The sequence below is a fragment of the Anaerotignum propionicum genome (assembly GCF_024461735.1).
Classification (GTDB): domain Bacteria; phylum Bacillota; class Clostridia; order Lachnospirales; family Anaerotignaceae; genus Chakrabartyella.
Genome location: NZ_JANGAD010000003.1, coordinates 149,993 through 173,083, shown reverse-complemented (window position 1 = coordinate 173,083; position 23,091 = coordinate 149,993). Strand labels below are relative to the sequence as shown.

General features: G+C 39.8%; 26 protein-coding genes. 3 read left to right on the top strand and 23 right to left on the bottom strand.

Annotated features, from left to right (window positions below; translation table 11 throughout):
- Positions 1–123: 123 nt before the first annotated feature.
- From NE558_RS05760 to nifS, 4 genes are all read right to left on the bottom strand, one after another.
- The gene (locus tag NE558_RS05760; protein ID WP_256148994.1) at positions 124–984 is read right to left on the bottom strand and encodes an NAD(P)/FAD-dependent oxidoreductase; all 861 of its coding nucleotides are present in this window, start codon (positions 982–984) and stop codon (positions 124–126) included.
- 368 nt (positions 985–1,352) lie between these two features.
- Positions 1,353–3,431, bottom strand: coding sequence for an elongation factor G (gene fusA / locus NE558_RS05755; protein ID WP_256148992.1), 2,079 nt, complete (start codon positions 3,429–3,431; stop codon positions 1,353–1,355).
- A gap of 544 nt (positions 3,432–3,975) precedes the next feature.
- Positions 3,976–4,413, bottom strand: coding sequence for a Fe-S cluster assembly scaffold protein NifU (nifU, locus tag NE558_RS05750; RefSeq protein ID WP_256148990.1), 438 nt, complete (start codon positions 4,411–4,413; stop codon positions 3,976–3,978).
- Between the two features lie 27 nt (positions 4,414–4,440).
- The gene (gene nifS / locus NE558_RS05745) at positions 4,441–5,622 is read right to left on the bottom strand and encodes a cysteine desulfurase NifS (protein ID WP_256148988.1); all 1,182 of its coding nucleotides are present in this window, start codon (positions 5,620–5,622) and stop codon (positions 4,441–4,443) included.
- A 272-nt stretch (positions 5,623–5,894) separates the two neighbouring features.
- Between nifS and NE558_RS05740 the strand changes: the two genes are divergently transcribed.
- Entirely contained in the window at positions 5,895–6,311 is a 417-nt protein-coding gene (locus NE558_RS05740; RefSeq protein WP_256148986.1) for a helix-turn-helix domain-containing protein, read from the top strand.
- A 58-nt stretch (positions 6,312–6,369) separates the two neighbouring features.
- Here the strand turns inward: NE558_RS05740 and recN are convergent, their stop codons facing one another.
- The 19 genes from recN to spoIIIAA all read right to left on the bottom strand — a co-directional run bounded on the left by recN (position 6,370) and on the right by spoIIIAA (position 21,455).
- Complete coding sequence (gene recN / locus NE558_RS05735) at positions 6,370–8,061, bottom strand: DNA repair protein RecN (protein ID WP_256148984.1); 1,692 nt, start codon at positions 8,059–8,061, stop codon at positions 6,370–6,372.
- Positions 8,062–8,083: 22 nt separating this feature from the next.
- Positions 8,084–8,539 (bottom strand): arginine repressor, encoded by a 456-nt coding sequence (locus NE558_RS05730; protein WP_066051199.1) that lies wholly within the window; start codon positions 8,537–8,539, stop codon positions 8,084–8,086.
- 30 nt (positions 8,540–8,569) lie between these two features.
- A complete protein-coding gene (locus tag NE558_RS05725; RefSeq protein ID WP_256148982.1) occupies positions 8,570–9,421 on the bottom strand; it encodes an NAD(+)/NADH kinase in 852 nt (283 codons plus the stop codon).
- A gap of 15 nt (positions 9,422–9,436) precedes the next feature.
- Positions 9,437–10,249, bottom strand: coding sequence for a TlyA family RNA methyltransferase (locus NE558_RS05720; protein ID WP_256148980.1), 813 nt, complete (start codon positions 10,247–10,249; stop codon positions 9,437–9,439).
- A complete protein-coding gene (gene dxs / locus NE558_RS05715) occupies positions 10,239–12,125 on the bottom strand; it encodes a 1-deoxy-D-xylulose-5-phosphate synthase (RefSeq protein WP_256148978.1) in 1,887 nt (628 codons plus the stop codon). Before dxs ends, NE558_RS05720 begins: the two co-directional genes overlap by 11 nt.
- A 24-nt stretch (positions 12,126–12,149) precedes the next feature.
- Positions 12,150–12,578: a divergent PAP2 family protein gene (locus NE558_RS05710; RefSeq protein WP_256148976.1), complete on the bottom strand. Its 429-nt coding sequence runs from the start codon at positions 12,576–12,578 to the stop codon at positions 12,150–12,152.
- A 34-nt stretch (positions 12,579–12,612) separates the two neighbouring features.
- Positions 12,613–13,539 (bottom strand): polyprenyl synthetase family protein, encoded by a 927-nt coding sequence (locus NE558_RS05705; protein WP_256148974.1) that lies wholly within the window; start codon positions 13,537–13,539, stop codon positions 12,613–12,615.
- Entirely contained in the window at positions 13,497–13,736 is a 240-nt protein-coding gene (xseB, locus tag NE558_RS05700; RefSeq protein ID WP_256148972.1) for an exodeoxyribonuclease VII small subunit, read from the bottom strand. Before xseB ends, NE558_RS05705 begins: the two co-directional genes overlap by 43 nt.
- Positions 13,711–14,946: an exodeoxyribonuclease VII large subunit gene (gene xseA / locus NE558_RS05695; RefSeq protein WP_256148970.1), complete on the bottom strand. Its 1,236-nt coding sequence runs from the start codon at positions 14,944–14,946 to the stop codon at positions 13,711–13,713. Before xseA ends, xseB begins: the two co-directional genes overlap by 26 nt.
- 284 nt (positions 14,947–15,230) lie before the next feature.
- The gene (nusB, locus tag NE558_RS05690; protein WP_256148968.1) at positions 15,231–15,632 is read right to left on the bottom strand and encodes a transcription antitermination factor NusB; all 402 of its coding nucleotides are present in this window, start codon (positions 15,630–15,632) and stop codon (positions 15,231–15,233) included.
- A 77-nt stretch (positions 15,633–15,709) separates the two neighbouring features.
- Complete coding sequence (locus NE558_RS05685) at positions 15,710–16,078, bottom strand: Asp23/Gls24 family envelope stress response protein (RefSeq protein ID WP_256148966.1); 369 nt, start codon at positions 16,076–16,078, stop codon at positions 15,710–15,712.
- A 448-nt stretch (positions 16,079–16,526) separates the two neighbouring features.
- Positions 16,527–17,162 carry a SpoIIIAH-like family protein gene (locus tag NE558_RS05680; protein WP_256148964.1) on the bottom strand — a complete coding sequence of 212 codons (636 nt, stop codon included), beginning with the start codon at positions 17,160–17,162 and terminating at the stop codon, positions 16,527–16,529.
- A 12-nt stretch (positions 17,163–17,174) separates the two neighbouring features.
- Positions 17,175–17,732 (bottom strand): hypothetical protein, encoded by a 558-nt coding sequence (locus tag NE558_RS05675; protein ID WP_256148962.1) that lies wholly within the window; start codon positions 17,730–17,732, stop codon positions 17,175–17,177.
- Between the two features lie 17 nt (positions 17,733–17,749).
- Complete coding sequence (locus NE558_RS05670; RefSeq protein ID WP_256148961.1) at positions 17,750–18,256, bottom strand: stage III sporulation protein AF; 507 nt, start codon at positions 18,254–18,256, stop codon at positions 17,750–17,752.
- A gap of 14 nt (positions 18,257–18,270) precedes the next feature.
- Positions 18,271–19,368 (bottom strand): stage III sporulation protein AE, encoded by a 1,098-nt coding sequence (locus tag NE558_RS05665; RefSeq protein WP_256148959.1) that lies wholly within the window; start codon positions 19,366–19,368, stop codon positions 18,271–18,273.
- A 12-nt stretch (positions 19,369–19,380) separates the two neighbouring features.
- Positions 19,381–19,764: a stage III sporulation protein AD gene (spoIIIAD, locus tag NE558_RS05660; protein ID WP_066051236.1), complete on the bottom strand. Its 384-nt coding sequence runs from the start codon at positions 19,762–19,764 to the stop codon at positions 19,381–19,383.
- A gap of 12 nt (positions 19,765–19,776) precedes the next feature.
- The gene (spoIIIAC, locus tag NE558_RS05655) at positions 19,777–19,971 is read right to left on the bottom strand and encodes a stage III sporulation protein AC (RefSeq protein WP_066051238.1); all 195 of its coding nucleotides are present in this window, start codon (positions 19,969–19,971) and stop codon (positions 19,777–19,779) included.
- Between the two features lie 21 nt (positions 19,972–19,992).
- A complete protein-coding gene (locus tag NE558_RS05650) occupies positions 19,993–20,514 on the bottom strand; it encodes a stage III sporulation protein AB (protein WP_256148956.1) in 522 nt (173 codons plus the stop codon).
- On the bottom strand, positions 20,496–21,455 hold the full coding sequence (gene spoIIIAA, locus NE558_RS05645) for a stage III sporulation protein AA (protein WP_256148954.1): 960 nt from the start codon (positions 21,453–21,455) through the stop codon (positions 20,496–20,498). Before spoIIIAA ends, NE558_RS05650 begins: the two co-directional genes overlap by 19 nt.
- A gap of 109 nt (positions 21,456–21,564) precedes the next feature.
- Here spoIIIAA and NE558_RS05640 point away from each other — a divergent pair, with 109 nt between their 5' ends.
- Positions 21,565–22,320, top strand: coding sequence for a LytR/AlgR family response regulator transcription factor (locus NE558_RS05640; protein ID WP_256148952.1), 756 nt, complete (start codon positions 21,565–21,567; stop codon positions 22,318–22,320).
- Positions 22,321–22,335: 15 nt separating this feature from the next.
- Positions 22,336–22,947 carry an SGNH/GDSL hydrolase family protein gene (locus NE558_RS05635; RefSeq protein WP_256148950.1) on the top strand — a complete coding sequence of 204 codons (612 nt, stop codon included), beginning with the start codon at positions 22,336–22,338 and terminating at the stop codon, positions 22,945–22,947.
- Positions 22,948–23,091 lie beyond the last annotated feature (144 nt).

Below are 23,091 nucleotides of genomic sequence, written 5' to 3'. Positions count from 1 at the left end.
TATCTCAAAAGAACCAAAAAAACCCCTTCAGGCTTTTCAAGTTTTGGGAATATCCAATTAGTTTCCCAAAATAGAAGGACAAAGCTTCTGCCCTTTCCTTTTTTATTGCCTGAAGGGAGTCTATTATTCATTCTTCATTTTATCTATATCAGAAACCGCTGATAATGCTGCTACTAAGCCTTCCCCAACTGCCTTGGCAATTTGATAGGGTGCGCCGGTACAATCTCCTGCAGCGTAAACCCGAGGTAAATTTGTAGCCATACGTCTGTCTACCTCAATATTTTTTCCATCCGTTTTCAATCCAAATAACAAACTGTCAGGAGGCATTGTGTTTTTTGCAAAGAAAATACCATCACAAGAAACCGTTTCTCTATCCGTTTCCAGCGCCGCAACTTTATCTTCAGCACCAACCACTGCCTTAGGTGCAGCATTTATAACTTTTACGTTATCTTTCAGAAATGCAATATTTTTATAAAGAGGGATGTAAGACACTTCTTGGCAAATATCAGCCAAAAAATTCGCTTCCGCCTCCCCTTCCTCGTTTTCGCTTACAACCACGACTTTTTTGTTGCGATACAGCATACCATCGCAAGTTGCGCAATAGCTCACACCTTTGCCCAGATAATCCATCTCACCTGCAATGCCTTTGCTTTTACTAAGGCCTGTTGCAAGAATAATAGCCTTCGCTTCAATAAAGTTATTTTCTGCATTAATCATGTAATGCTCGCCAACATTTAAAATCTGGGTAACACGGCACTCCTGAAATTCCACGCCTTTTTTTACAGCATGGGAATAAAACTGATTGAGCAGCTCTTCGCCATTCACATCAGGCAATCCCAAATAATTATCCACTTTTTCCGCTGAAAACAATAATGAGCTGTCCAAGCTTCTGCCAAAAACACATACGGTTTTATTTCTTTGACGGCAGTTTAACGCTGCAGATAGTGCCGCAGGGCCACCGCCAATAATTGCAACATCAAGCATATGATAAACCTCCTTACTTCTATCAAATTTAAGCATATTCTTCTCAATTTAAGATATCTCATTCTTAACATAGGAAATACCTTTGATTTTACCAAGCACGGAACATCGTTTTTTTGTATCCAATGAATAAACGATATTTCATCATACTAATTGTTTCCTACGTTGGAATTAATCATAACATATTTTTATTGATTTGTCAGTGACTTTTGCACGCAATATACACACAGCACAATAAAAATAAAATGATTCTTCTACAAAAAAATGTGTTAAAACATTTTTTACATCAAAAACAGACACTTGCCGTTAAGAGATTATAAAAGCCACCTCCAAGCGGTTCGTGTCTGTCATTATTATATTACGTTAGAATTTTATTTATCCTTCTCTGCGGCTCTACGTTCAATAATTTTTTTCTGAATTTCAGCTGGCACTTCCTCATAACGTTCAAAATAATGCTTATAATCACCACGGCTCTGGGTCAAAGAACGTAAATCAGTTGCATATTTGTGCATTTCCGATGCAGGCACCTCTGCCACAATGCACTTCTTGCTGCCAACGGAATCCATGCTTAGGATACGGCCTCTACGCTTATTGATATCTCCCATAATATCTCCCATGTATTTTTCCGGAATAAGCACCTCAACATGCTCAATAGGCTCCAGCAGGGTAGGTTTCGCTTGGGGCACACCTTCCTTGAATGCAACTGAGGTTGCCATCTTAAACGCCATTTCAGAGGAATCTACAGGGTGATAAGAACCATCTGTCAACGTCGCCTTTAAACCAACAACGGGATAACCTGCCAAAACACCGCTTAAAACACATTCCTGCAAACCTTTTTCAACAGCAGGGAAATACTGTTTTGGCACAGAGCCACCAAAAATCTTCTCTACAAAAACATAAGGTGAAGACATATCACCACTAGGCTCAAATTCCATAACAATATCACCAAATTGACCATGTCCACCAGATTGTTTCTTATAACGCCCTCTGACAGATGACTTACCTTTGATGGTTTCTCTATAGGGGATAATCGGATCAATCATCTCAACTTCAATTTTATACTTTGTTTTCAATTTATTCACCATAACATCCAGTTGTTGTTCACCGATGCCTGAAATAATTGTTTGTTTCGTTTCTTTGTTTACTTCCATTTTGATTGTAGGGTCTTCTTCTCTGATTTTTGACAATGCAGCGGAAAGTTTATCCTCATCGCCCTTCCCCTTTGGCTGAATCGCCATAGATAAAACTGAGCTAGGCAAAGGCAGTTTTGGAATAACAATGGGATGCTCTTTTGTTGCTAAAGTATCTTGGGTTGAAGTATTGGAAAGCTTTGCTAGTGCACCAATATCTCCTGTATGTAATTCATTTACTTCAATTTGCTCTTTGCCTCGAACAATATAAAGATGGCCCACTTTTTCCATAGTGTCTTTTTCAACATTATAAATGCTCATGGTGTTATCCAGCTTCCCCGTCATAACCCGGAATAAATTCAGACGACCAATATAAGGGTCTGAAATGGTTTTAAACACAAAGGCGGAAAAATTTTTGTCCTCAGTGTTGCACAGCACAGTATCTGTACCATCAATAAAGGCATGGAAATTCTTCTTTGATTCCATTGCCGGAGGTGTAAATCTTACAAGGGTATTCATCAATAATTTCACGCCATAGCCCAATGTTGCAGAGCCACACATAACTGGAGCAATACTGCGGTTTTCAATACCTAACAACAAACCATCATAAATTTCCTCTTCTGTCAATTCTATATCATTAAAGAACTTCTCCATTAATTCCTCACTGCTTTCAGCAGCAACTTCTACCAACATAGAACGGAGAACCTCTACCTCGTCAATTTTATCTTCCGGCACTTCACAAGCTTGCAATTTGCCGTTAACCTTTTTTCTCGCATCTCTTTTAATCAAATTTATAAAGCCAATAAATTTACCGTCTTCATCATTAAAAGGAATTTGCAACGGAGCAACCGCTTTTCCAAAATTACTTCTTAGGTCAGCCAAAGTCCTTTCGAAATCAGCATTTTCATCATCCATTTGATTCACAAAGAAAAACCTAGGAAGATGCATCTCTTCAATAGACTCCCAAGCTTTTTCTGTGCCAACTTCTACGCCTGATTTTGCCGAAACCAAAATCAAAGCTGTATCTGCCACGCTCATTGCCATTTTTGCTTCTGAAATAAAGTCAAAATAACCTGGTGTATCTAGGAAGTTGATTTTCGTATCCTGCCACTCAACGGGTAGTACAGATGTATTGATTGATACCTTACGACGAATTTCTTCTGCTTCATAGTCACCAACGGTATTGCCCTCATCAATCTTTCCAAAGCGCTTTGTTGCACCGGAATAGAAGAGAGCTGCTTCGGCATATGTTGTCTTACCGGAACCGCTGTGACCCAATAGAACTACGTTTCTAACTTTGTCTGCAGTGTAATTTTTCATAATACCAACCTCCTAATTCAATTTTAATGGCAAAAGCCACATTGCAAAATTTTGTATACATAATATCGCTTTTAAACAATATATACATATAATAGTTTTCTTCACTTGTACCGATTTCCCTCTAAATTAAATACCAAAAAAATATATTTGTCACTTTATACTAAACGAATAGACATATATTAGTGATTTTTTGATATGCAAACTGTCGTAAATAGTAAAAATATGTAAACAAATATCGTTTCTTCTATATTTTAAAAGAAATGTGAATTCTTCATGATTACCGATTATTTTTTACATTCTTTGGTGAATTTCCTCTTGAAAAAATACTGATTAATTTAAAGATATACTTCAACAATAAGAAGTCCCACAGTTGCCTCTTCTCATATTTACTAGTCTATCAATTTAAAAATGATAAATTCATCTTATTCTTTGCATCTGAACCAGCTTTTTTATTGGACAAAGATAAACAGTTGCTTATCTATCAAAAGTGAACAATAAAAAATAGGCGGCTTGATTCACCGTCTATTTTTTATATTACGCTATTTTATTCCTCATCCATGTGATGTAAATCATCTACATCATCCACAGGTGGCTTCAAACCCTCAATTTTTACCCCATTCTTTTCTGCATAATCCCACAAAGCAGCATGAAGGGCTTCTTCTGCAAGACAGGAACAGTGCACTTTTACAGGGGGCAATCCATCCAATGCCTCCATAACCGCCTTGTTTGTTACTTCTAACGCTTCCTGAAGTGTTTTGCCCTTTACCAACTCAGTTGCCATGGAGCTGGTTGCCACAGCAGCACCGCAGCCAAAGGTTTTAAATTTTGCATCTTCAATGCGTCCATCTTCTATTTTTAAATAAACCTTCATAATGTCGCCGCATTTTGCATTGCCAACCTGCCCTACGCCGCTTGCATCCTCAATGACGCCAACATTTCTGGGGTTCATAAAATGATCCATTACTTTCTCGCTGTATTCCATCTAAACTTCCTCCTTCGTTTTCTTACATCAAGCCTTTTTATTCGCTACTTCCTCATATAAGGGAGACATGTCTCTTAATTTTTGAACGACATCAGGGATTTTCTCCAAGATAAAATCAACTTCTTCCTCTGTATTGCCACGATCCAATGTTAATCTTAAAGAACCATGGGCAATTTCATGAGGTAGACCAATAGCCATCAAAACATGAGAAGGATCCAAAGAACCTGAAGTACATGCAGAACCGCTGGAAGCAGCAATGCCCATAGCATCAAGCAATAACAACATGGATTCTCCTTCAATATAGCCAAAGGAAATATTGCAGTTACCCGGTAATCTGTCTGTAGGGTGACCATTTAATCGGCTATAAGGCACTTTATCCAAAATTCCATGAATCAATTTATCTCTTAAATGAATGAGACGCTTTGTTTCAGTTTCCATTTCACTAACTGCCAGCTCTACAGCTTTGCCTAAGCCAACAATACCGGGAATATTCTCTGTGCCTGCACGTTTTTTCTTCTCCTGGGCACCACCAAAAATCAATGGCTGGATGGGAATACCCTTGCGAATATAGATTGCGCCAATACCCTTTGGTGCACCCAACTTATGACCACTCATAGAGAGTAAGTCAATATTCATCTTTTCCACATCGATAGCAACATGCCCAACAGCCTGCACTGCATCTGTATGGAACAAGATTCCCTTTTCATGGGCTAGCTTGCCAATCTCTGCAATGGGTTGGATTGTACCGATTTCATTATTTGCAAACATAACGGAAATTAGAATTGTTTCAGGACGAATACTTTTTTCAAGTTCTTCCAAAGAAATCTTTCCAAATTCATCTACTGGTAAATACGTTACTTCGCAACCATGTTTCTCTAAATATTCACCGGTATGCAAAATTGCATGATGTTCAATTTTAGTAGTTATAATATGGTTGCCTTTTTTTGCAAGAGCTTCTGCAACGCCCCTCAGCGCCATATTATCACTCTCAGAACCGCCAGCAGTAAAATAAATTTCTTCTGCCTTTGCACCAATTCCTTTTGCTACCTGTTCTCTTGCCTTCTCCAGTGCCTTTTTACTCTCTTTTGCAATACTATAAACACTAGATGCATTGCCGTAAAACTCTTTAAAATAAGGGAGAATGGTATCTAAAACTTCGTCCCTTACCGGTGTTGTTGCTGCATTGTCCATATATATTTTCGTTGCCATAATGATGCTCCTTTCGGCGTCTTTTTTATATCATAGTATTCCTATATGATTTCTGTGATTTAAAAATATCATTTTTTTCTATACTTGTCAATACATTCTACGTTTTTTTTGACATAATACATCAATAATAATAATGATTCTTTTTTAGTCCATAATCCATGATTATTTTGTTTTTTTTTTCCGTTTTTATGATTATATCTTTCGCCCTACGATATTTCACTCTATAATCATTCTTATATAAAATATGCTCTCTACTATAATGAGGTGTTTCTATGGAATTTCATGAAAGGCTTAGACAGCTTCGAAAAGAAAAAAAAATTACACAAGCGGCTTTGGCGAAAGAATTAACTTATGGCGCAACCGCTATTTCAAACTATGAGTCAGGTCATAATCAACCTTCTATCTCCGACTTAAAAAAAATTGCTTCTATATTTAACGTATCTTTGGATTTTCTTTTAGGTGTGAATGAAATCCGACGACCCTATGAACCCGACAAAAAAACAGACGATTACGAAATTCTGAATGAATATTTCGGTAAATTAGATGACCGTGGAAAAAAAGAATTGCTTCTTTATATTCAATGGCTCCTAAGCAGACAGGATAATGGCGGTGGGGATCCCTATGCAAACAACATTTTTCAGAGTTCTCCTCTTCAGGTTGCCCAAAAACCAGAAGAATTTAAACTATAAATTTTTCCAACAAAAGCGGCATTTTCGCCTAAACGATAATGCCGCTTTATTAACCCCATCAGCTAACAGAGCTTTTCTTTCCTTCCCGCAATTCTTTTGCGGCTGTCAGGGTAGCTTGCGTTACCGTTGTACTTCCCATAAGACGGGCAACTTCCCCAATAGAAGTTTCCTCATCTAAACTCTTTACCTTTGTAAGGGTTTGATCATTTTTTGTTTCCTTTTCAATGAGAAAATGCTTGTCCGCCATTGCGGCAATCTGCGGTAAATGCGTAATACAAAGAATTTGCCGCTTCTCACCAATCAGACTCATTTTCTTTCCCACTTTTGCTGCGGTTCTGCCACTGACACCTGTATCTATTTCATCAAAAATAAAAGTTTCTATTTCATCTGCATCTACCAAAACAGCTTTTAATGCCAACATAACACGGCTCATTTCCCCACCGGATGCAATTTTGGAAAGAGGTTTCAGATCCTCACCTTTGTTTGGTGAGATTAAAAACTCCACCTTGTCCTTGCCCATGGCATTCCACTCATCCCGTGGGGTCACCTGTATGTAGAATCTGGCATTATTCATTTCCATATCCTTTAAGGAGTCTTCAATTTGTTTGGCAACTCTTTTCGCCGCTTCTTCCCGCAGAGCTGTCAATTGCTTTGCGGCAGCTTCTAAAAGATGCTGTTCCTTTTCTCTTGCGGCACTTAGTTGAAGCACCCGCTCCTGACTGTTTGAAAAAAATTCAATTTCTTTGGAAATCTTATGATAAAATTCTAATACCGCTTCTACACTTCCACCGTACTTGCGCTTCATTTTATATATGGTTTGCAACCGCTCTTCCACCAGCTCCAATTCAGAGGGATCATCCTCCAAATTCTGTGCATAACGTTTTATTTCTCTGGAAATATCTTCTAGCCTTGCATAAACATCCTCAAGATCATTGTAATAACCTTCAATCGCTGTATCTAAGGTAGCACATTCTCTAAGCTTACCCACAGCCACGCTGACATTGTCACAAGCAGAAGGCATGTCCTCTGAACCATCATACAAAAGATTTGTACTCTCTATTGTTAAACGTATCAAACGCTCCATGTGCGTCAGACGTTTCTTTTTCTCTATCAATTCATCTTCCTCAACAGGGGATAGCGCAGCATTTTCTATTTCTTCCTTTTGAAAGTTTAAAATATCCATACGCTGTTCTCTTTGGGCCTCATCACCCATCAATTTTTCCAGTTGAGTATCGATTTCTTTTCTTTTATCATAGCTTTTTTTATAGGCTTCTAGCACCTTATCAAATTCCCCATTGCAAAACCGATCTAATAAGCGAATATGCTTTGATGGATTTAGAAGGGATTGGTGTTCATGCTGTCCATAAATATCAATCAAATCCGCGGCAAGCTCCCGCAGCATACTGATTGTTACCATACTTCCATTGATACGGCAAACGGATTTTCCCGTATCGCTTAAGGTACGGCTAATTAGCACAGTTCCATCTTCCTCGGGTTCAATCCCGCTTTCCAGAAGTTTGCTTCCAAAGCCGGAATCTTTTATAGAAAAAAGTGCCTCCACCAGAGCCATTTTTTGATCTCTGCGCAAGAAATCCTTTCCCATTCTTCCGCCTAATGCAAATTGAAGGGAGTCAATCAGCATGGATTTACCCGCTCCCGTTTCTCCTGTTAAAATATTCAGTCCCTTTCCAAAAGAAACCTGACATTCTTCAATCAGCGCAACATTTTTAATATGCAGATTTTCCAGCATAGACATTCCCTCCTATCGGAATTTATGCACTATGAATGATTCGATACAGCTTTTCTATAATAACAGCCGCTTGGTTATGGGTACGAACTACACAAAAAACTGTGTCATCTCCGGCAATTGTACCTAAAATTTCTGAATTTTGCATGTTGTCCAGGGCAACGGCAACAGCCATCCCCATGCCCTCTAAGGTTTTAATGACAATCATATTTTGTGCATAGTCCATTTTAACTACAGCTTCCTTAAATACACGGGTCAGTCTCTCTGTTATTTCTGTATCATTTCCGGAAATAACCGCATATTTCTGTCTTCCCTTTTCTGTAGCAATCTTTGTAAGCTTCATTTCTCGAATATCTCTGGATACCGTTGCCTGTGTAACCATAAATCCTTCATCACACAGCCTTTGTGCCAATTCGTCCTGTGTTTCAATATCATAATTCTCAATTAATTCAAGAATTTTTGCATGTCTGGCAATTTTCATAGCCCGCGCCTCCTTTTTTTATGCCATTTTTTATCTTGATAATTTATGACGCAAAACATCATAAAAGTTTTGCGGATTGGTTTTTATAATGGTTGTATAAACCCTTGCTCTGCGAATTTGTACCACCTTTTTACCCGTTAAGCTCCAACTCTCCTGACCATCGGCACTGATGGTAAAGGCTGTATCCTCTCTTGGATTCACCTCTACTGTCACTACGTCATCAGCAGAAACTACAATAGAACGGCTGGTTAAGGTATGGGGTGCAATGGGCGTTATGGCAATGATTTGTGCATCCGCCTTTAAAACAGGCCCCCCCGCAGATAAATTATATGCTGTAGATCCTGTAGGCGTGCAAATAATAACTCCATCCGCCCGCAATGTATCAACATATTCATCATTTACAAATACATTAAATTCTAAAATTTTATAAAGCAAACCTCTTGAAATACAAATATCGTTTAATGCCGTAATCCCATCAATGCGGCCTTCGTCCGTTGAAATTGAAGTTTCCAGCATCATTCTTTTTTCTTTTTTGTAATCTCCCATTAAAACTTTATCTATGGCATATTCTGCTCTATTTTTTTCCTCAGCCGTCAAAAATCCCAATGTGCCTAAATTAACCCCTAATATTGGTGTGTTAAATTGGCTGGCTCTTCTGCCTACCCCCAACAAGGTTCCATCCCCTCCAAGGGAAATGATAAAATCTGTGTGTTCATATATTTCATGCTCTTTTCTTGCATACATATCTAAGCCTGCAAGCTCAGCAATCTTTTCCGGCAACTGAGGGATACAACCCTTATCTAATAAATGCCTTGCTAAACGCTTGGTGACAGCCAAGTCTCGATCTTTTTCAATATTGGGAATCAATCCGACTTTTATCATAGGCCATTCTATTTCCTACTGAAGCGTCTCATGAGATTTCCCCACGATATCTTCTAAAAGGAAATAAACCTCCTCCCTTGTCATACCCTGTTGTTTTTTATCCAAATAGATTAAATATTCGATATTACCCTCGGGCCCCTTAATAGGCGAAAAACTAAGACCCAAAATGCCAATCCCTTGCTCAAATGCATAATCCGCAATTGCCACAATGACTTCTTTATGGACAGCGATATCCCTTACTACACCTTTTTTGCCAACCTTTTCTCTGCCAGCTTCAAATTGGGGTTTAATCAGACATACAAGCTGACCGTCCTCTTTCATAACTCCCAACACCGCCGGCAACACCTTGGTTAGAGAAATAAAGGAAACATCAATAGATGCAAAATCCGCCGCATCGGGAACCTGCTCTTGGGTAATGTAACGTACATTGGTTTTTTCTAAGCACACTACCCGTTCATCTGTCCTAAGCTTCCACGCAAATTGCCCGTAGCCCACATCAATGGCATATACCTTAGTGGCTCCGTTTTGCAGCATACAATCTGTAAAGCCTCCCGTTGATGCACCAATGTCCAAACAGATTTTCCCTTCCAATGAAATACCAAAGGAATCTATGGCCTTTTCCAATTTATAGCCACCACGACTCACATATTTCATTTGAGGGCCTCTTACCTCAATGGACGCAGTAACGGAAACCTTTGTGCCTGCTTTATCCTCTTTCATTCCATCAACATATACATTTCCTGCCATAATATATGCCTTTGCCAACTCCCTTGAGGTGGCTAAGCTTTTTTCTACCAGCAAGACATCAAGTCTTTCCTTATCCGCCATAACTTTCTCCTATTTTCCCCTTAATTTTCCTGTAAATCCCCTCAGCATCCAAGCCGTAACGGGCAAATAATTGGCTTTGGGAACCTTGTTCTATAAATTTATCGGGGAATGCCAAATTGGTAACGGAAACCCGATAACCACCATCACTATAAAACTCCAAAACCTTTGAGCCGAAGCCGCCTTTTCGAAGATTATCCTCCACCGTAAAAATTTCATTGCAATCCTTTGTGATTTCAAGCAACAGTTCCTCATCCAAAGGTGAGATAAACCGCATGTTTACTAGGGTTGGGGCATCCAGTCCATCTTGAACCAACCGTTCTGCCGCCTGCTTCACAGCTTTTAGCATATGACCCTCTGCCAATATGGCAATGCCCTTTCCTTTTTGTATAACCTCTGCCTTCCCATAACAAATAGGTTGTTTATGTTCCGTAAAATCTATTTCTGCTGTCCCTCTGGGATAACGTATTGCAACAGGCCCCTCACAAACATTTACTCCATATTCCAGCATTTCTTCCAGCTCCCAAGCATTTTTGGGTGATAACACTGTCATATTAGGAATATGTGTCAAATAAGAAAGATCAAAAACACCTTGGTGGGTTTCTCCATCTGCTCCAACAATCCCAGCGCGGTCAATGGCAAATACTACATGCAAATTTTCCATGCAAACATCATGAATGACTTGGTCGTATGCTCTTTGTAAAAACGATGAGTATACTGCAAAAATAGGTACAATTCCTTGACTTGCTAATCCGGCGGCAAATGTTGTACCATGCTGTTCAGCAATGGCAACATCAAAAAAACGTTCAGGAAAAGCCGCCTGAAAGGCTTCAAAGCCTGTTCCACTGCACATTGCCGCTGTAATCCCTACTACCTTGGGATTTTTTTCTCCCAGCTCCACTATCTTTTTGCCGAAAACCCCTGACCAGCTTGGGTGTTCACTCTTGCTCAGACCATTACCTGTTTTCATATCAAAAGGCCCAACACCATGGAAGGGACCAGGATTATTTTCTGCCGGCAAATAGCCTTTACCTTTTGTTGTTTTAACATGAATCAAGATAGGCTCTTGGGCATCTTTTACATTGCGAAATATCTCAAGCATTTCTTCCAAGTTATGACCATCTACCGGGCCAATATATTTCAAACCAAATTCCTCAAAGACGGCTCCCTCTAAAAAAAGCAGTTTTGCACTGTCTCGAACTTTTTCCAAAACCAAATAAGTTGCCTTACCAAGAACAGGAACCTGGTCTCTAAATTGCTTAAAGTTATCTTTCAGGGTGCGATAGCGGTTGCTGGTACGCAGACTATTTAAGTGTTTGCTGATTGCACCAACATTATTGTCTATGGACATCTGATTATCATTCAAAATCACAATGAAATTGGTTTTATCCCGTCCCGCATTATTCAGCGCTTCATAGGCAAGACCGCCCGTCATAGAGCCATCTCCAATAACCGCTATCACATTATGATTCTGTCCTAGTAAATCTCTTGCCTTGGCAATACCCAGTGCCGCTGAAATAGAAGTGGAGCTATGCCCTGCGGCAAAAGCATCCGCATCACTTTCCTGGGGTTTCGGAAACCCACTTAGTCCATCCAATTGCCGCAGAGTAGAAAAATCTTTTTTTCTGCCCGTTAATATTTTATGGATATAGGCTTGATGCCCCACATCCCATACTATTTTATCCTCAGGAAGGTCGAAGATATATTCCAGTGCTACGGTTAATTCCACTACCCCCAAATTTGAGGCCAAATGTCCACCGGTTTTGCAGACATTTTGCAGCAGAAAGCGCCTCATCTCTTTACAGAGAGGCTCCAGCTCTGCTTCCTTCATTTGTTTAATATCTCCAGTGGCTTGGATTCTGTCTAATAATCCTCCCACAGCTTCACCTGCTCTCTACCATTTCTATATCCAAAGACCCACTGCGATTCCAAGAAGTCCTCCGACAAAAACCTCCAACGGCGTATGTCCCAATAGTTCCTTTAATTTCTCCATATCAGGCACTTCATGTTTAATCAACAGCATGTTGATTATTTCGGCCTGTTTACCTGCCGCTCTACGAATTCCTGCTGCATCATACATCACAACAAAGGAAAATATCAATGCCATAGCAAATAGCGAAGTACCAAACCCATTGTATTTCCCAATACTAAAAGCAAGAGCCATAACCAAAGCTGAATGGGAGCTTGGCATACCACCTGTTCCCACAATGCGGGTAGCGTCAAAACGCTTATCAATAATTAATGTTAATATGATTTTTGTACCTTGGGCAATGGCCCAAGATATGATTGCCGCCCATAACGGCACGTTATATGTGATTTCTCCGAATCCCATACTCCCATCTTCTTTCTTCCGTCATCCCAGATATTTAAAAGGTTCTTTTTGTTAAATATTCGGTTAAATCCTTTAAGAATATGCTGCCTTCTCCCAGCTCATTCCAAATAGAAATTGCCTCATCCGAAAGTTTACAAGCAATCTCTCTGGATTTTTCTATGCCATAAAGGGTAACATATGTGGTTTTTTCATTTCTTTCATCACTATGAATGGGTTTACCCAATTCCTCCATGGTGCTTGTTACATCTAAAATATCATCTAATATTTGAAAAGCGACACCGATTTTTTCACCCGCCAAAGCAAAACTTTCTGCTACAGCATCTGTAGCACCGCCTAAAATAGCCCCTGCCTTTAAGGATGCCCGTATCATAGCCGCTGTTTTATTTATATGAATAAATTCAAGAATATTTGCCTCCAAAGGCTTACCTTCGTAAAAAACATCTACCACTTGACCAATTAACATACCATGAACGCCTGCTCCATGGGCAATGGCCTGCATGGCTCCCGTTGTTTTTTTAGAGGGATTGTTATAGCAAGCATCCGCCATAACCTCCATAGCGTGATGCAACAAACCGTCTCCTGCAAGAATTGCCATATCTTCACCAAAAACCTTGTGGTTGGTCAATCTGCCTCTACGATAATCATCGTTATCCATAGCAGGTAAATCATCATGAATTAGGGAATAGGTATGAATCATCTCCATTGCGCAAGCAAAGGGTACCGCTTCTTCCTTATTTCCACCAACAGCCTCACAAGCCGCCAAAAGCATCATGGGTCGCAGACGCTTTCCCCCAGCAAAAAGGCTATATGCCATTGCTTCAAAAATAACGGGAGGAAATTCCCCTTGTTCCGGCATGAATTCTTTCAGCTTTTCTTCAATATATGCAATCCATTGATTCATTTGTTTATTTAAATCCTTCATATCTCCTGCTCCTCTGATTGAAAAGGTTCCTCTTGCCATAGACCCGCTTCCTTGCGCAACAGAAGAATTTCCCCCTCTGCCACAGCCAATTTCTCCTTGCAAAATCCGGAAAGAGCCAAGCCCTCCTTATAGAAAGCAACAGCTTCGTCTAAAGAAACCTCTTCTTGCTCCAGCTTCTCCACGATCTCTTCCAGCCGTTCTATGGAATCTTCAAATGTCAGCTTTTTCTTCGCCAAGATCCATCACCGCCTTTTCCAATATCTTTGCTTTTAAATGTCCATCTTGAAGTCTTAGACGAATCACTTCATCAACCTCAACCTGTTTGACAGAAACAACCACTTTATTTTGCTGATTCATTCCGATCATATAACCTCGTTTCATCACTGAAAAGGGAGAAGATGCATGCAACCTAGTGTCAAGCATTCCTATCTTTTCACTATAACGCAGGAGCTTTAGACTCGTCGCCTTTGTCATAGCCAACTCTATTTTATCTAATAGAAGTTGTGTATTGTGAATACGCTCCAAGGGACGTTTTAATACAGGGCGTTCCTTTATATATAACAGCCTGCGCTTGGCATCTTCTATCATAGCCATACAGTTTCTTTCCAGACGCTTTTCAAGCTGTAACACTAACTCAATTTTTTGCATCAAAGGCTGAGTAGCCAATTCAGCCGCCGCAGAGGGTGTGGGTGCTCTCAAATCAGAAACAAAGTCAGCAATGGTAAAATCTGTCTCATGACCTACAGCAGAAATCACAGGAATTTCAGATGCAAAAATTGCCCTTGCCACCTTCTCCTCATTAAACGCCCATAAATCCTCAATGGTACCGCCGCCACGACCAAGAATAATCACATCGGCCTTTCCCCATTCATTAGCCAGCTTTAATGCCTGAACAATATCCTCCGCCGCCCTTTCTCCTTGCACCAAAGCAGGAAAAACAGCAATCCTCACTCTAGGATCTCGACGCTTTGCAATTTGTATAATATCTCTCACTGCCGCCCCCGTAGGAGACGTAATAACAGCAATGGTTTCCACATGGGAAGGAATTTCCCGTTTGAAATCTTCATCAAACAAGCCTTCCTCTTCCAGCTTTCTCTTTAATTGCTCAAAAGCAATTTGCAAAGAACCAATGCCTATGGGCTCCATCATTTCAGCGTAAAGTTGATATTGCCCTGTTTTTTCATATAGTGAAACATGGCCATACAAAATGACGCTCATGCCATTTTCCGGTTCAAAGGGTAAACTTAAGGCATCCTGACGGAACATAACGCAAGAAATTGCCCCTACTGCATCCTTTAGGCTGAAATAGAGGTGACCACCTGAATGGGCTTTAAAATTTGAGATTTCTCCTTTTACCAAAAGACTGCTCAAAATAAAGTCATTCTCCATCAGATTCTTGATATATCTATTGATTTGTCCCACAGAAAAAACCTTTGGTTCAATCATAAGCCCGCTCCTTCATGCCTGAAAGCTCTCCCCTTAATATTGACAGATTTATGAAGTTCTTATCCTTTATTTCCATTTATCTTAATTCTCAAATAGTTTTTTCTTTAAAAAATTCATCAAAAATCTCCAATAACATCTCTGAGCCTTTTTTATTGATGAAAAGAGGTAACGTAAGCTAACAAGAAACCTCGTTTTCCCGGTAAGAAAATGGAATAAAATATCGATATTTGGATGTTTTGCATATTTCTTGTATACAACGCCAATCCATTACACCTGCATTTTTGTTATTGTACTACCTTACCCAAAATACCATTGATAAAACCTGGTGCTTCATCAGAACTGAATTTTTTTGCCAATTCCACCGCTTCATTAATGGCAACACCCACAGGGGTATCCTTGCTAAAACGAAGCTCATATACTGCTAAGCGAAGAATTGCTAAGTCTACCTTAGACATTCTGTCTGTATTCCAGCCTTTGGCACATTCTCCAATGATTTGGTCAATTTCTTCCATATGGGCTCTAGTACCCTCAACCTCACTCACAATAAAGTCTTTATCTTCTTCTTCCACAGGCTCTTCCGATTCCGCAAAGAAAATCTCTTTTACCTGTTCATATTCCTCCGCCTGATTGAAATCCATCTGGAACAAAAGGAAAAATGCATTTTTTCTGGCACTTCTACGGCTCATATTTTTAAATCCTCCACAAAAATAAAAAGGACAAATACCACCCCGAAATTTGGAGTGGTATCCCGACAACTCACTGTTTACAGTTCTTCTGCAGTCTTGACAGTTTTTTCTTTTACAATTCCTGAAACACTAATATTTACAACAGGAACATTAAGCCCTGTCATGGTTTCTACTGCATTTTTAATTTTCTTTTGCACTTCTTCTGCCACAACCTGAACCTTTGTGCCGAAGTTTACAATAATATCCATATCAAGAACCACTTCATTTTCATCCTTGGCAACCTTTAAGCATCTTGTTTGGCCTTTTTTACCAAAAAGCTCTGTTAAAGCATTATTCGGTGCATTTCCTGAAACGCCCTCAACTTCAAGGGCAGCAGTAACCGCAATAACGCCAATGACTTCATCGGCAATTTCTATTTGACCGCTCATCACTTTATTTTCAGACATTTTAAATACCTCCTGTCTTCTTTATACATGATTCTATGCATTCCTAGAAAATTCATACAAAATAAGCATTATCGGGTTTCATTATATCAGAAAAGGGTTTGGAATGCAATGAAATATACATCCTTTAATCATACTTAAATAAATAAAATTAAGCGGCCTCAACCCGAAACATAAATGCCCAACAGCAGTTTTGCAGCCGCTACTTGTCAAGTCCCCACAGAAAAAATCTAATGGAATACCTGCAATTCTTTGCAGTTGCGGAACCGTTTTTTGGTATATTAATGTTTTTGTTTTAGCCGCTTAACGTCTCATTTATTTTGTTACAAATAACACATAACGAAAAATAATTATTAGTTTCTATGTTGGCATTATCCTTTTATAAACTAGTAATGCCCCAAAATGGCAAATATGATGTACAGAATATATTAATTTTATGTTTCAGTTTATTTTACTTTTTCAAAGGATTAATTCTGATTTGGTCAGCTTTAAACCCAGTTTTGCGCTTTACAATATCTTCAATCTGTGCAACCTCAGAATCTGACAATGTTGCCTTATCTACAACAACATCAACAGTTTGGTCATCAATACGCACATAAGCCTCAGTAAAGCCTTTTGCTTCAATCATTGCCTCAGCGGCAGTTTCCTTTTCGATTCTTTCCTGCAATTGCAGCATGCTGTCGCCGCACTTATCTTTTTGGCTTTGGCTAACATTTTCGTTATTCATCATTTCTGTCAAAATATCTTTTTGCTTTCCTCTTGCCTGCTCCCGATCCAGTTTTGCTTCCGCAAAAAATTGAGAGCCCGCCAAGGTTGCATCTGCACTTACAAACACTGCAGCTCCATCACCAGTGGTATTGGAAGCCTCTGCGGTGATGGGGTCTAAACCAATTTCGTTGGCGGAAATATCATCTGGAAGGGTTTCATAATCTTGAATTGCCGCCGAAGCATCCCCTTCCTCCGTGAGCTGTAATGCAGTTTTCGTTTGCTGGGAAGCCTTACTATCCTGAAAATTCAAATAACCTGCTGCTGCAATCATAACTGCCAGTGCTGTAACCACTACCTGATTTCTTTTAATGACAAACATCTTTTTTCCCCCTTATTTCATTTTTAATATAGCAATTTTATGAGCCGGTACATCCAATAATGCCTGAGCCGCACTGCTTAACGCTTTGCAAACCACCGCATTATCGCCGCCCTGAGCCACAATCACCACCCCTTCTACTTTAGGAGAGTTCTCCGTCAGCACCAAAGGTGATGTATTTCCCTTTCCATCCTCAGTCATAACCACAGTGGTTTCTTTACTTAAATTTTCACTGGTTTTTCCGTTTTCCTGAGAACGAGATTCTTCCGTTTTTTCTTCATGAGCTACAATGCTTTCAGTGCTTACTCGAAAAGTCAACATGACATCAACCTGTCCCGCTCCCTGAATTTTCGAAAGAATTTCTGCCATACGAGCTTCCATATCCTGTTCATTTGATTTATGTATTTGTGCCGCTTGCTTATCCGGTTTAACCTCCGCCGTGGGTTCTTCCGTGGGAAAAAACGTTTTCCCTAAAATAATCAAAAGCACACCAATCAATAATGCCAAAATGATATTATTGCCTGTCTTTTTATTTTCCGGCCGGAATAAATCCCGCCAAAAGTCTTTTTGCATCTTATGTCACCCTTCTTTCATTGTTTTTCCACCGTTACCGCTTCATCTGCCAGTCCATATCTATTTGCGGCGTAGGTTTGTATTTTTTCTGCATTCCCCTCCACACAGCCGATGGTAATGCTTTCTATGGTGCCATAGTTTTCATCCTTGAAATCCTGACAAAAGGTAACATTTACCCAATCTATATCCTTATATTTTTTTGTCAGATCCTCTTTGACTCTATCCTCCAGCACTTGACCATACGCCGATGAAATCCGCTGTTGCTCTACCGTCTCATATTCCTTGCTTGACAAGAAATTCTTTTCCAGACGTGCCTGATTTTGAAGCAAACCAAGCTCCATATGCCCTTGATCCGTACCAAAAATCCGTAAGAAAGGGCTGATGACAGCGGTTAATACCAATACACCAAGAACCAGTTCCACATACTTGCGGAAGGAGCCATCCGGCATCAGCATACAAGCCAGCGCAGAGAAAATGGTCAAAGCCGTTATAGTTTTTATATATGCGCCTAAGGCCTCCATCATTCCAATTCCTCCCCCTATAACCCGCCTAAAAGTAATAAGGCGGAAAAAAGAAACATTCCTTCCGTAAGAAAAACCACCCCCAGTAATAAGGCTGTGTAGTCCCCCGCCGCATTAATGCAATCCACCAACCGTTCTTCACAAATAAATTCTGATGCCGCCGCCGTCACTTTAAACACCAATAGAATGACAGCAAGCTTGACCAACAAAGGAATGCATAGCAGTAACAAAAATATTGCCGCTCCCACCAATGTCCCGCTCTTTAAAGTCTTCGCCACTGCAGCCGCTGTTTCAATTGCTCCACCCATAACATCACCAACAACAGGCACAGAGCCCACAGCAATTTTTGCAGTTTTTGCCGCAAGGCCGTTTAGCGCACCGCCACCTACCTTTTGCAAAGAAAGCAAAAGCATAAAAAGGACTGCCGCACCCTTTAGCGTCCACGTTATCCCTTGACGGAGCAACTGTGCAAAACGGGATAGTATTGGTTTTTCAGAGATATGGTCTGCCATTTCTAAGGCCACTGCCAAAAGAATTGCCGGAACAATAAAATCTCTTATTCCGAAAGATAAAGCTGTGGAACCACCCATAATGGTGGGACCCATCAAAGCTGTCTGGGTAAAATTCCCCCCGGAAACAGAAAGTACCAGAAAAATTGGAAGCATCCCTAAAAATACCTTGCAGGTACTGTCAACTCGATCCACAACCGATGCAGAAATGCTGTAAAACGAGGTAATAATTACTACAATCAAAACCATATAACATATGTAGAACCCCATTTCTCCCACCGACTTGCCGTGAAAAGAGCCACTGACTTGCTTTAAAACCGCACTCAATATGACAACCAATAGCAATTGGGTGAGCAAGCGACCCTGGGTTTTAAATTCTCCAAATGCCAAATTCATAATGGTTCGTGGCAAATCCTCAAAAGAGAAAGAGTAATCACCTGAGATAATATCCCGCACAAGGGAGGCGAAGCTTGTCCCGTCATCTAATCGGGCATCCACATTCTCAAGACCCAAAGAGTCCAATTGATTTTCCAAAAGATCCTCTGCATAAACAGGCGAAGGTAACAATGCAAGGAATAGTAAAAAAACGATACAAATTCTTTTCATGTTCCTCCCCCTTTAAACCAAATTCATTACTAACTCTAATAATGCCGTTAATACTGGCGCAGAAGCCGCCATAATTAATATTTTTCCAGCCAACTCCACCTTAGCGGCCACAGCTCCTTCACCTGCATCAGCGCAAAGCTGTGCACCAAATTGAGCCAAATAAGCAATTCCAATTACCTTAAGTACAATTCCGAAATAACCACTGCTGACGCCTGCTTTTTCTGCGGCATCTCTTAAAAGCCCAATTAACCCGCTTAACGGTGTACATATCATAAAAAAAATCAAAATCCCTGTAACGACTGAAACCATAAGGCTGATTTGCGGATTTTCTTTTTTCAGCATCACCGCAAAAATAACCCCCACCAGTCCCAGCGCGATTATTCGCCCCATCTCCATGGCTTGACCCCCCTAAAGCTGAAACAGCGTCTGTACCGTTTCAAAAAGAGTGCTGATATACTGAATTACCCAAAACAAAACCACTACAAGCCCTGCCAAAGTAGTCATCATGGCCTGTTCTTCCCTGCCGGCACGAATCAAAACCTGATTCAAAACAGCCACCAGAATACCCACTGCGGCAATACGAAATACAATATTGATTTCCATACCTATTCCTCCCCCATATGCTTACAGCAATGTGATAACCAATAATAAACCACTGAGCACACCCATGCTGTAATAAAGTCGTCCATTTTTTTCCAAACGCTTTTTGATTCCTTCTTGCTTTTCCCGCAAATAGTGCAAAAGCATATCCATGCTGCCTTCACGCTGTTCCTTTTCTATAAAACCAAGGGTTCGTCCAAAAGAAACAAGCTCTTCCAAATCCACAGCAGTCAAATAAGATTTTTTTCCTAAAGAAAGCCATATGCCTTCCCAAATTTCCTCTGCTGAATTACCTCGCCGTTCATCCATCTGTCTGGAAATCTCTTGAAAAGCCTGACCGGTAATTCCCTCTGTTTTCCAACTGATTTGCTCAAGGAGTTCCGTCAGCGGCGTGCCCAAATAGGATATTTGATTTTTCATCAGTAAGATTCCCCGTTCAATCTCCTCAAGATCTTTCAATCTGTATTTTTCTTTGGCTGCAAAGGCAAAACCACAAAGGGTTGTTGCCGCCAAAATCAAAATTGCGCCTATTCCTTGAATGAGCATGATTCCACCCTTCTTTCGTAACGTTTTTGTCCTAAGTTGTCCCATATTTCCTGCACAGTACCTATCCCCCATCTATTACTAAGAAACAGGATTCTTCCATTTTCCATCTCCTCCAGCATCTGTTTTATTTTTTTATTCTTCAACATGCCATTCATATCACTTCCATGTACCGTAGAAATTAAAGTGACACCGGCATGAAGCAATGCCTCAACTCCGATAAAATCCGCCTCCTTCCCAAGTTCATCCACTGCAATCACATCAGGTGTCATACTCCTTAGTAAGAAAAGCATACCCTCTCCCTTCGGACAATTTTCCTGCACATCCGTACAAGGGCCAATATCCATTTGAGGAACACCATCCTTCATGGCAGCAAGTTCTCCTCGCTCATCAACAACGCCCACGTTATATCCTTCTTTACAGCCTATTCCATAGCTGAGACAGCGTATCATATCCCGCAAAAGAGTTGTTTTTCCGCATCCGGGAGGTGACACGATGAACGTATGACACAGTTTGTTATTTTCAAATAAATAAGGAATCCATTCCTCTGCACACCCTTTCACCTCTCCAGCAATTCGTATATTTAAACTGCTGACTTGACGCAGGGTCTTTACTTTTCCGTCTTCCAGAACGGCCCTACCGCAAAACCCTACACGGTGTCCACCTAAAACTGTTAAATATCCCTGCTTCAGTTCCTCTTCAAAAGCATATAAAGAGTAACCCCCTAATTTTTCTACTGCTTCCTTAATATGCCTACTGGTGATGATCCAATCCCCATTTTCATCAGATAAGAAATATTTTTTCTTATTAGTTTTCACAAAAAGTGGTCTTAAAGCACGTAGGCGTATTTCTTGTATCTGTTCATTTTCAAATGCTGTCTCTGTTTTCAGTCTTTTTTCTACATCGGTTGGCAGTAATTTATAAATTTCTTCAAGCTTTTGCAATAAATCACCTACTTTCCATGCAAATATTTCATTTTTTTAACAAAATATCTTTTTTTCATTCATGCTTTGTGATATACTATTTATAAAATTTTTTTAGAGAGGTGCCAAAATGTTTTCGATTTTGCTAGGCTTTTTTGACGCACCCACCCAAGATTATTTAGTGGATTTCTGTGGAAAATGCGGTCACATCGAAGTTTCTTGTGCTAGTACAAAAGAAGAATGGTTCGCTCTTTTTGAACAACATGAATATAATTGTTTCTTTTTCAGTTTTGAAGAAGATATCATGCCTGTGCGCAGTGTCATCTTCTCATTAAGAAACCATGAGCAACATCAACACACACCGATTCTGCTTTTCTCAAGCAAAATCGAATATCTTGTAACTGCTTTTGTCCATTGGCGGTCATGTGAATGTTTTTTGCTTCCCTTGGACACGAAAAAGAAAGAAGCGTTAATCAGTTTGTTACAATACTATGTGGGCATGTACAAAAAAATTCACTCTGTTGAACGCAAGTTTTGTCAGATTAATACCCCGAAGGGACTTTATAATCTCCCTTACAGTGAAATTCTATATATCGAAAGCACCATGAAAAAATCAATCATTCATCTAAAGAATGATGCAATTCATGTACCATGTCCCCTTTATCAAATTCAACGAACTCTTTCTGACAAAAATTTTGTGCAGACGCATCGTTCATTTATTGTTAACCTAGAGAATATTTCCTATGTTGATAAATCAAAGGAACCTTGGGGGATATTCTTTTTTAATTCAGACAAAGAAGCCTTTGTCAGCCGAAGTCATAAGAAAACCATACTACCATTTTTCCCTAGTATGGATGATGAGGCGACCTCAAACAATTTTGATTGAAACGGAGTGAAGGAAATGGATCCTTTTACCATCGTCGCTTTTGGTGACAGCCTTACTTATGGATACGGCGTTTTAGACCATATTGCTTTCCCTGCCTGCCTTAAGAAAGATTTTCCCAAGTGGCGTATCATTAATAAGGGCATTAACGGAAACACCACCAGAGAAGCCTTAGAGCGCATTCATAGGGATGTGTTATTATTTCATCCCCAAATTGTACTCATTTTTTTTGGTTCAAATGACTCCGCTATGTTAGAAGATTACTACCGCCCTTTAATAGAGTATGAAAAAAATATGCGTTCCATTACTGAACTTGTACTTTCTTTGCAGCATGGAAAAGAATTTAACAATGGAACACCTTTGCCTATTTTCATTACACCACCCCCTGTGGTTGATACGGATTTTTTCCCTTTCACTACCACAGACCGTGTTAAGCTTTATGCAGAGTCTGTTCAAAAAATTGCCAACGAATATAACTGTCCTGTAATTGATTTCTTTTCTGAGCTTTGGTCAAAAAAAGAAGAAGCCTTTGACGACTTCTTCCAATTTGATGGAATTCATTTGAGCAATGCAGGATACGCCTTACTTTATCCCATGATTCGTGATGTGATTGCAAATTATTATAAATAAAAATTATAATCTTTGTTCTTGCAATTATAAATAACTTTTCATAAGGATTATTTTACCTCGCTGTCAAAGCGAGGTTTTTTTCGGAGCTTAGATACAAAAATGCCCTCTTTCTAAAATATTTGCAAAAGGGCATTTCTTTATTTT

Bases quoted from the DNA above. Each gene is read 5' to 3' on its own strand.
- NE558_RS05760 (WP_256148994.1), bottom strand. From the start codon at position 984: ATGCTTGATGTTGCAATTATTGGCGGTGGCCCTGCGGCACTATCTGCA.
- fusA (WP_256148992.1), bottom strand. From the start codon at position 3,431: ATGAAAAATTACACTGCAGACAAAGTTAGAAACGTAGTTCTATTGGGT.
- nifU (WP_256148990.1), bottom strand. From the start codon at position 4,413: ATGGAATACAGCGAGAAAGTAATGGATCATTTTATGAACCCCAGAAAT.
- nifS (WP_256148988.1), bottom strand. From the start codon at position 5,622: ATGGCAACGAAAATATATATGGACAATGCAGCAACAACACCGGTAAGG.
- NE558_RS05740 (WP_256148986.1), top strand. From the start codon at position 5,895: ATGGAATTTCATGAAAGGCTTAGACAGCTTCGAAAAGAAAAAAAAATT.
- recN (WP_256148984.1), bottom strand. From the start codon at position 8,061: ATGCTGGAAAATCTGCATATTAAAAATGTTGCGCTGATTGAAGAATGT.
- NE558_RS05730 (WP_066051199.1), bottom strand. From the start codon at position 8,539: ATGAAAATTGCCAGACATGCAAAAATTCTTGAATTAATTGAGAATTAT.
- NE558_RS05725 (WP_256148982.1), bottom strand. From the start codon at position 9,421: ATGATAAAAGTCGGATTGATTCCCAATATTGAAAAAGATCGAGACTTG.
- NE558_RS05720 (WP_256148980.1), bottom strand. From the start codon at position 10,249: ATGGCGGATAAGGAAAGACTTGATGTCTTGCTGGTAGAAAAAAGCTTA.
- NE558_RS05710 (WP_256148976.1), bottom strand. From the start codon at position 12,578: ATGGGATTCGGAGAAATCACATATAACGTGCCGTTATGGGCGGCAATC.
- NE558_RS05705 (WP_256148974.1), bottom strand. From the start codon at position 13,539: ATGGCAAGAGGAACCTTTTCAATCAGAGGAGCAGGAGATATGAAGGAT.
- xseA (WP_256148970.1), bottom strand. From the start codon at position 14,946: ATGATTGAACCAAAGGTTTTTTCTGTGGGACAAATCAATAGATATATC.
- nusB (WP_256148968.1), bottom strand. From the start codon at position 15,632: ATGAGCCGTAGAAGTGCCAGAAAAAATGCATTTTTCCTTTTGTTCCAG.
- NE558_RS05685 (WP_256148966.1), bottom strand. From the start codon at position 16,078: ATGTCTGAAAATAAAGTGATGAGCGGTCAAATAGAAATTGCCGATGAA.
- NE558_RS05680 (WP_256148964.1), bottom strand. From the start codon at position 17,162: ATGTTTGTCATTAAAAGAAATCAGGTAGTGGTTACAGCACTGGCAGTT.
- NE558_RS05675 (WP_256148962.1), bottom strand. From the start codon at position 17,732: ATGCAAAAAGACTTTTGGCGGGATTTATTCCGGCCGGAAAATAAAAAG.
- NE558_RS05670 (WP_256148961.1), bottom strand. From the start codon at position 18,256: ATGATGGAGGCCTTAGGCGCATATATAAAAACTATAACGGCTTTGACC.
- NE558_RS05665 (WP_256148959.1), bottom strand. From the start codon at position 19,368: ATGAAAAGAATTTGTATCGTTTTTTTACTATTCCTTGCATTGTTACCT.
- spoIIIAD (WP_066051236.1), bottom strand. From the start codon at position 19,764: ATGGAGATGGGGCGAATAATCGCGCTGGGACTGGTGGGGGTTATTTTT.
- spoIIIAC (WP_066051238.1), bottom strand. From the start codon at position 19,971: ATGGAAATCAATATTGTATTTCGTATTGCCGCAGTGGGTATTCTGGTG.
- NE558_RS05650 (WP_256148956.1), bottom strand. From the start codon at position 20,514: ATGCTCATTCAAGGAATAGGCGCAATTTTGATTTTGGCGGCAACAACC.
- NE558_RS05640 (WP_256148952.1), top strand. From the start codon at position 21,565: ATGTTTTCGATTTTGCTAGGCTTTTTTGACGCACCCACCCAAGATTAT.
- NE558_RS05635 (WP_256148950.1), top strand. From the start codon at position 22,336: ATGGATCCTTTTACCATCGTCGCTTTTGGTGACAGCCTTACTTATGGA.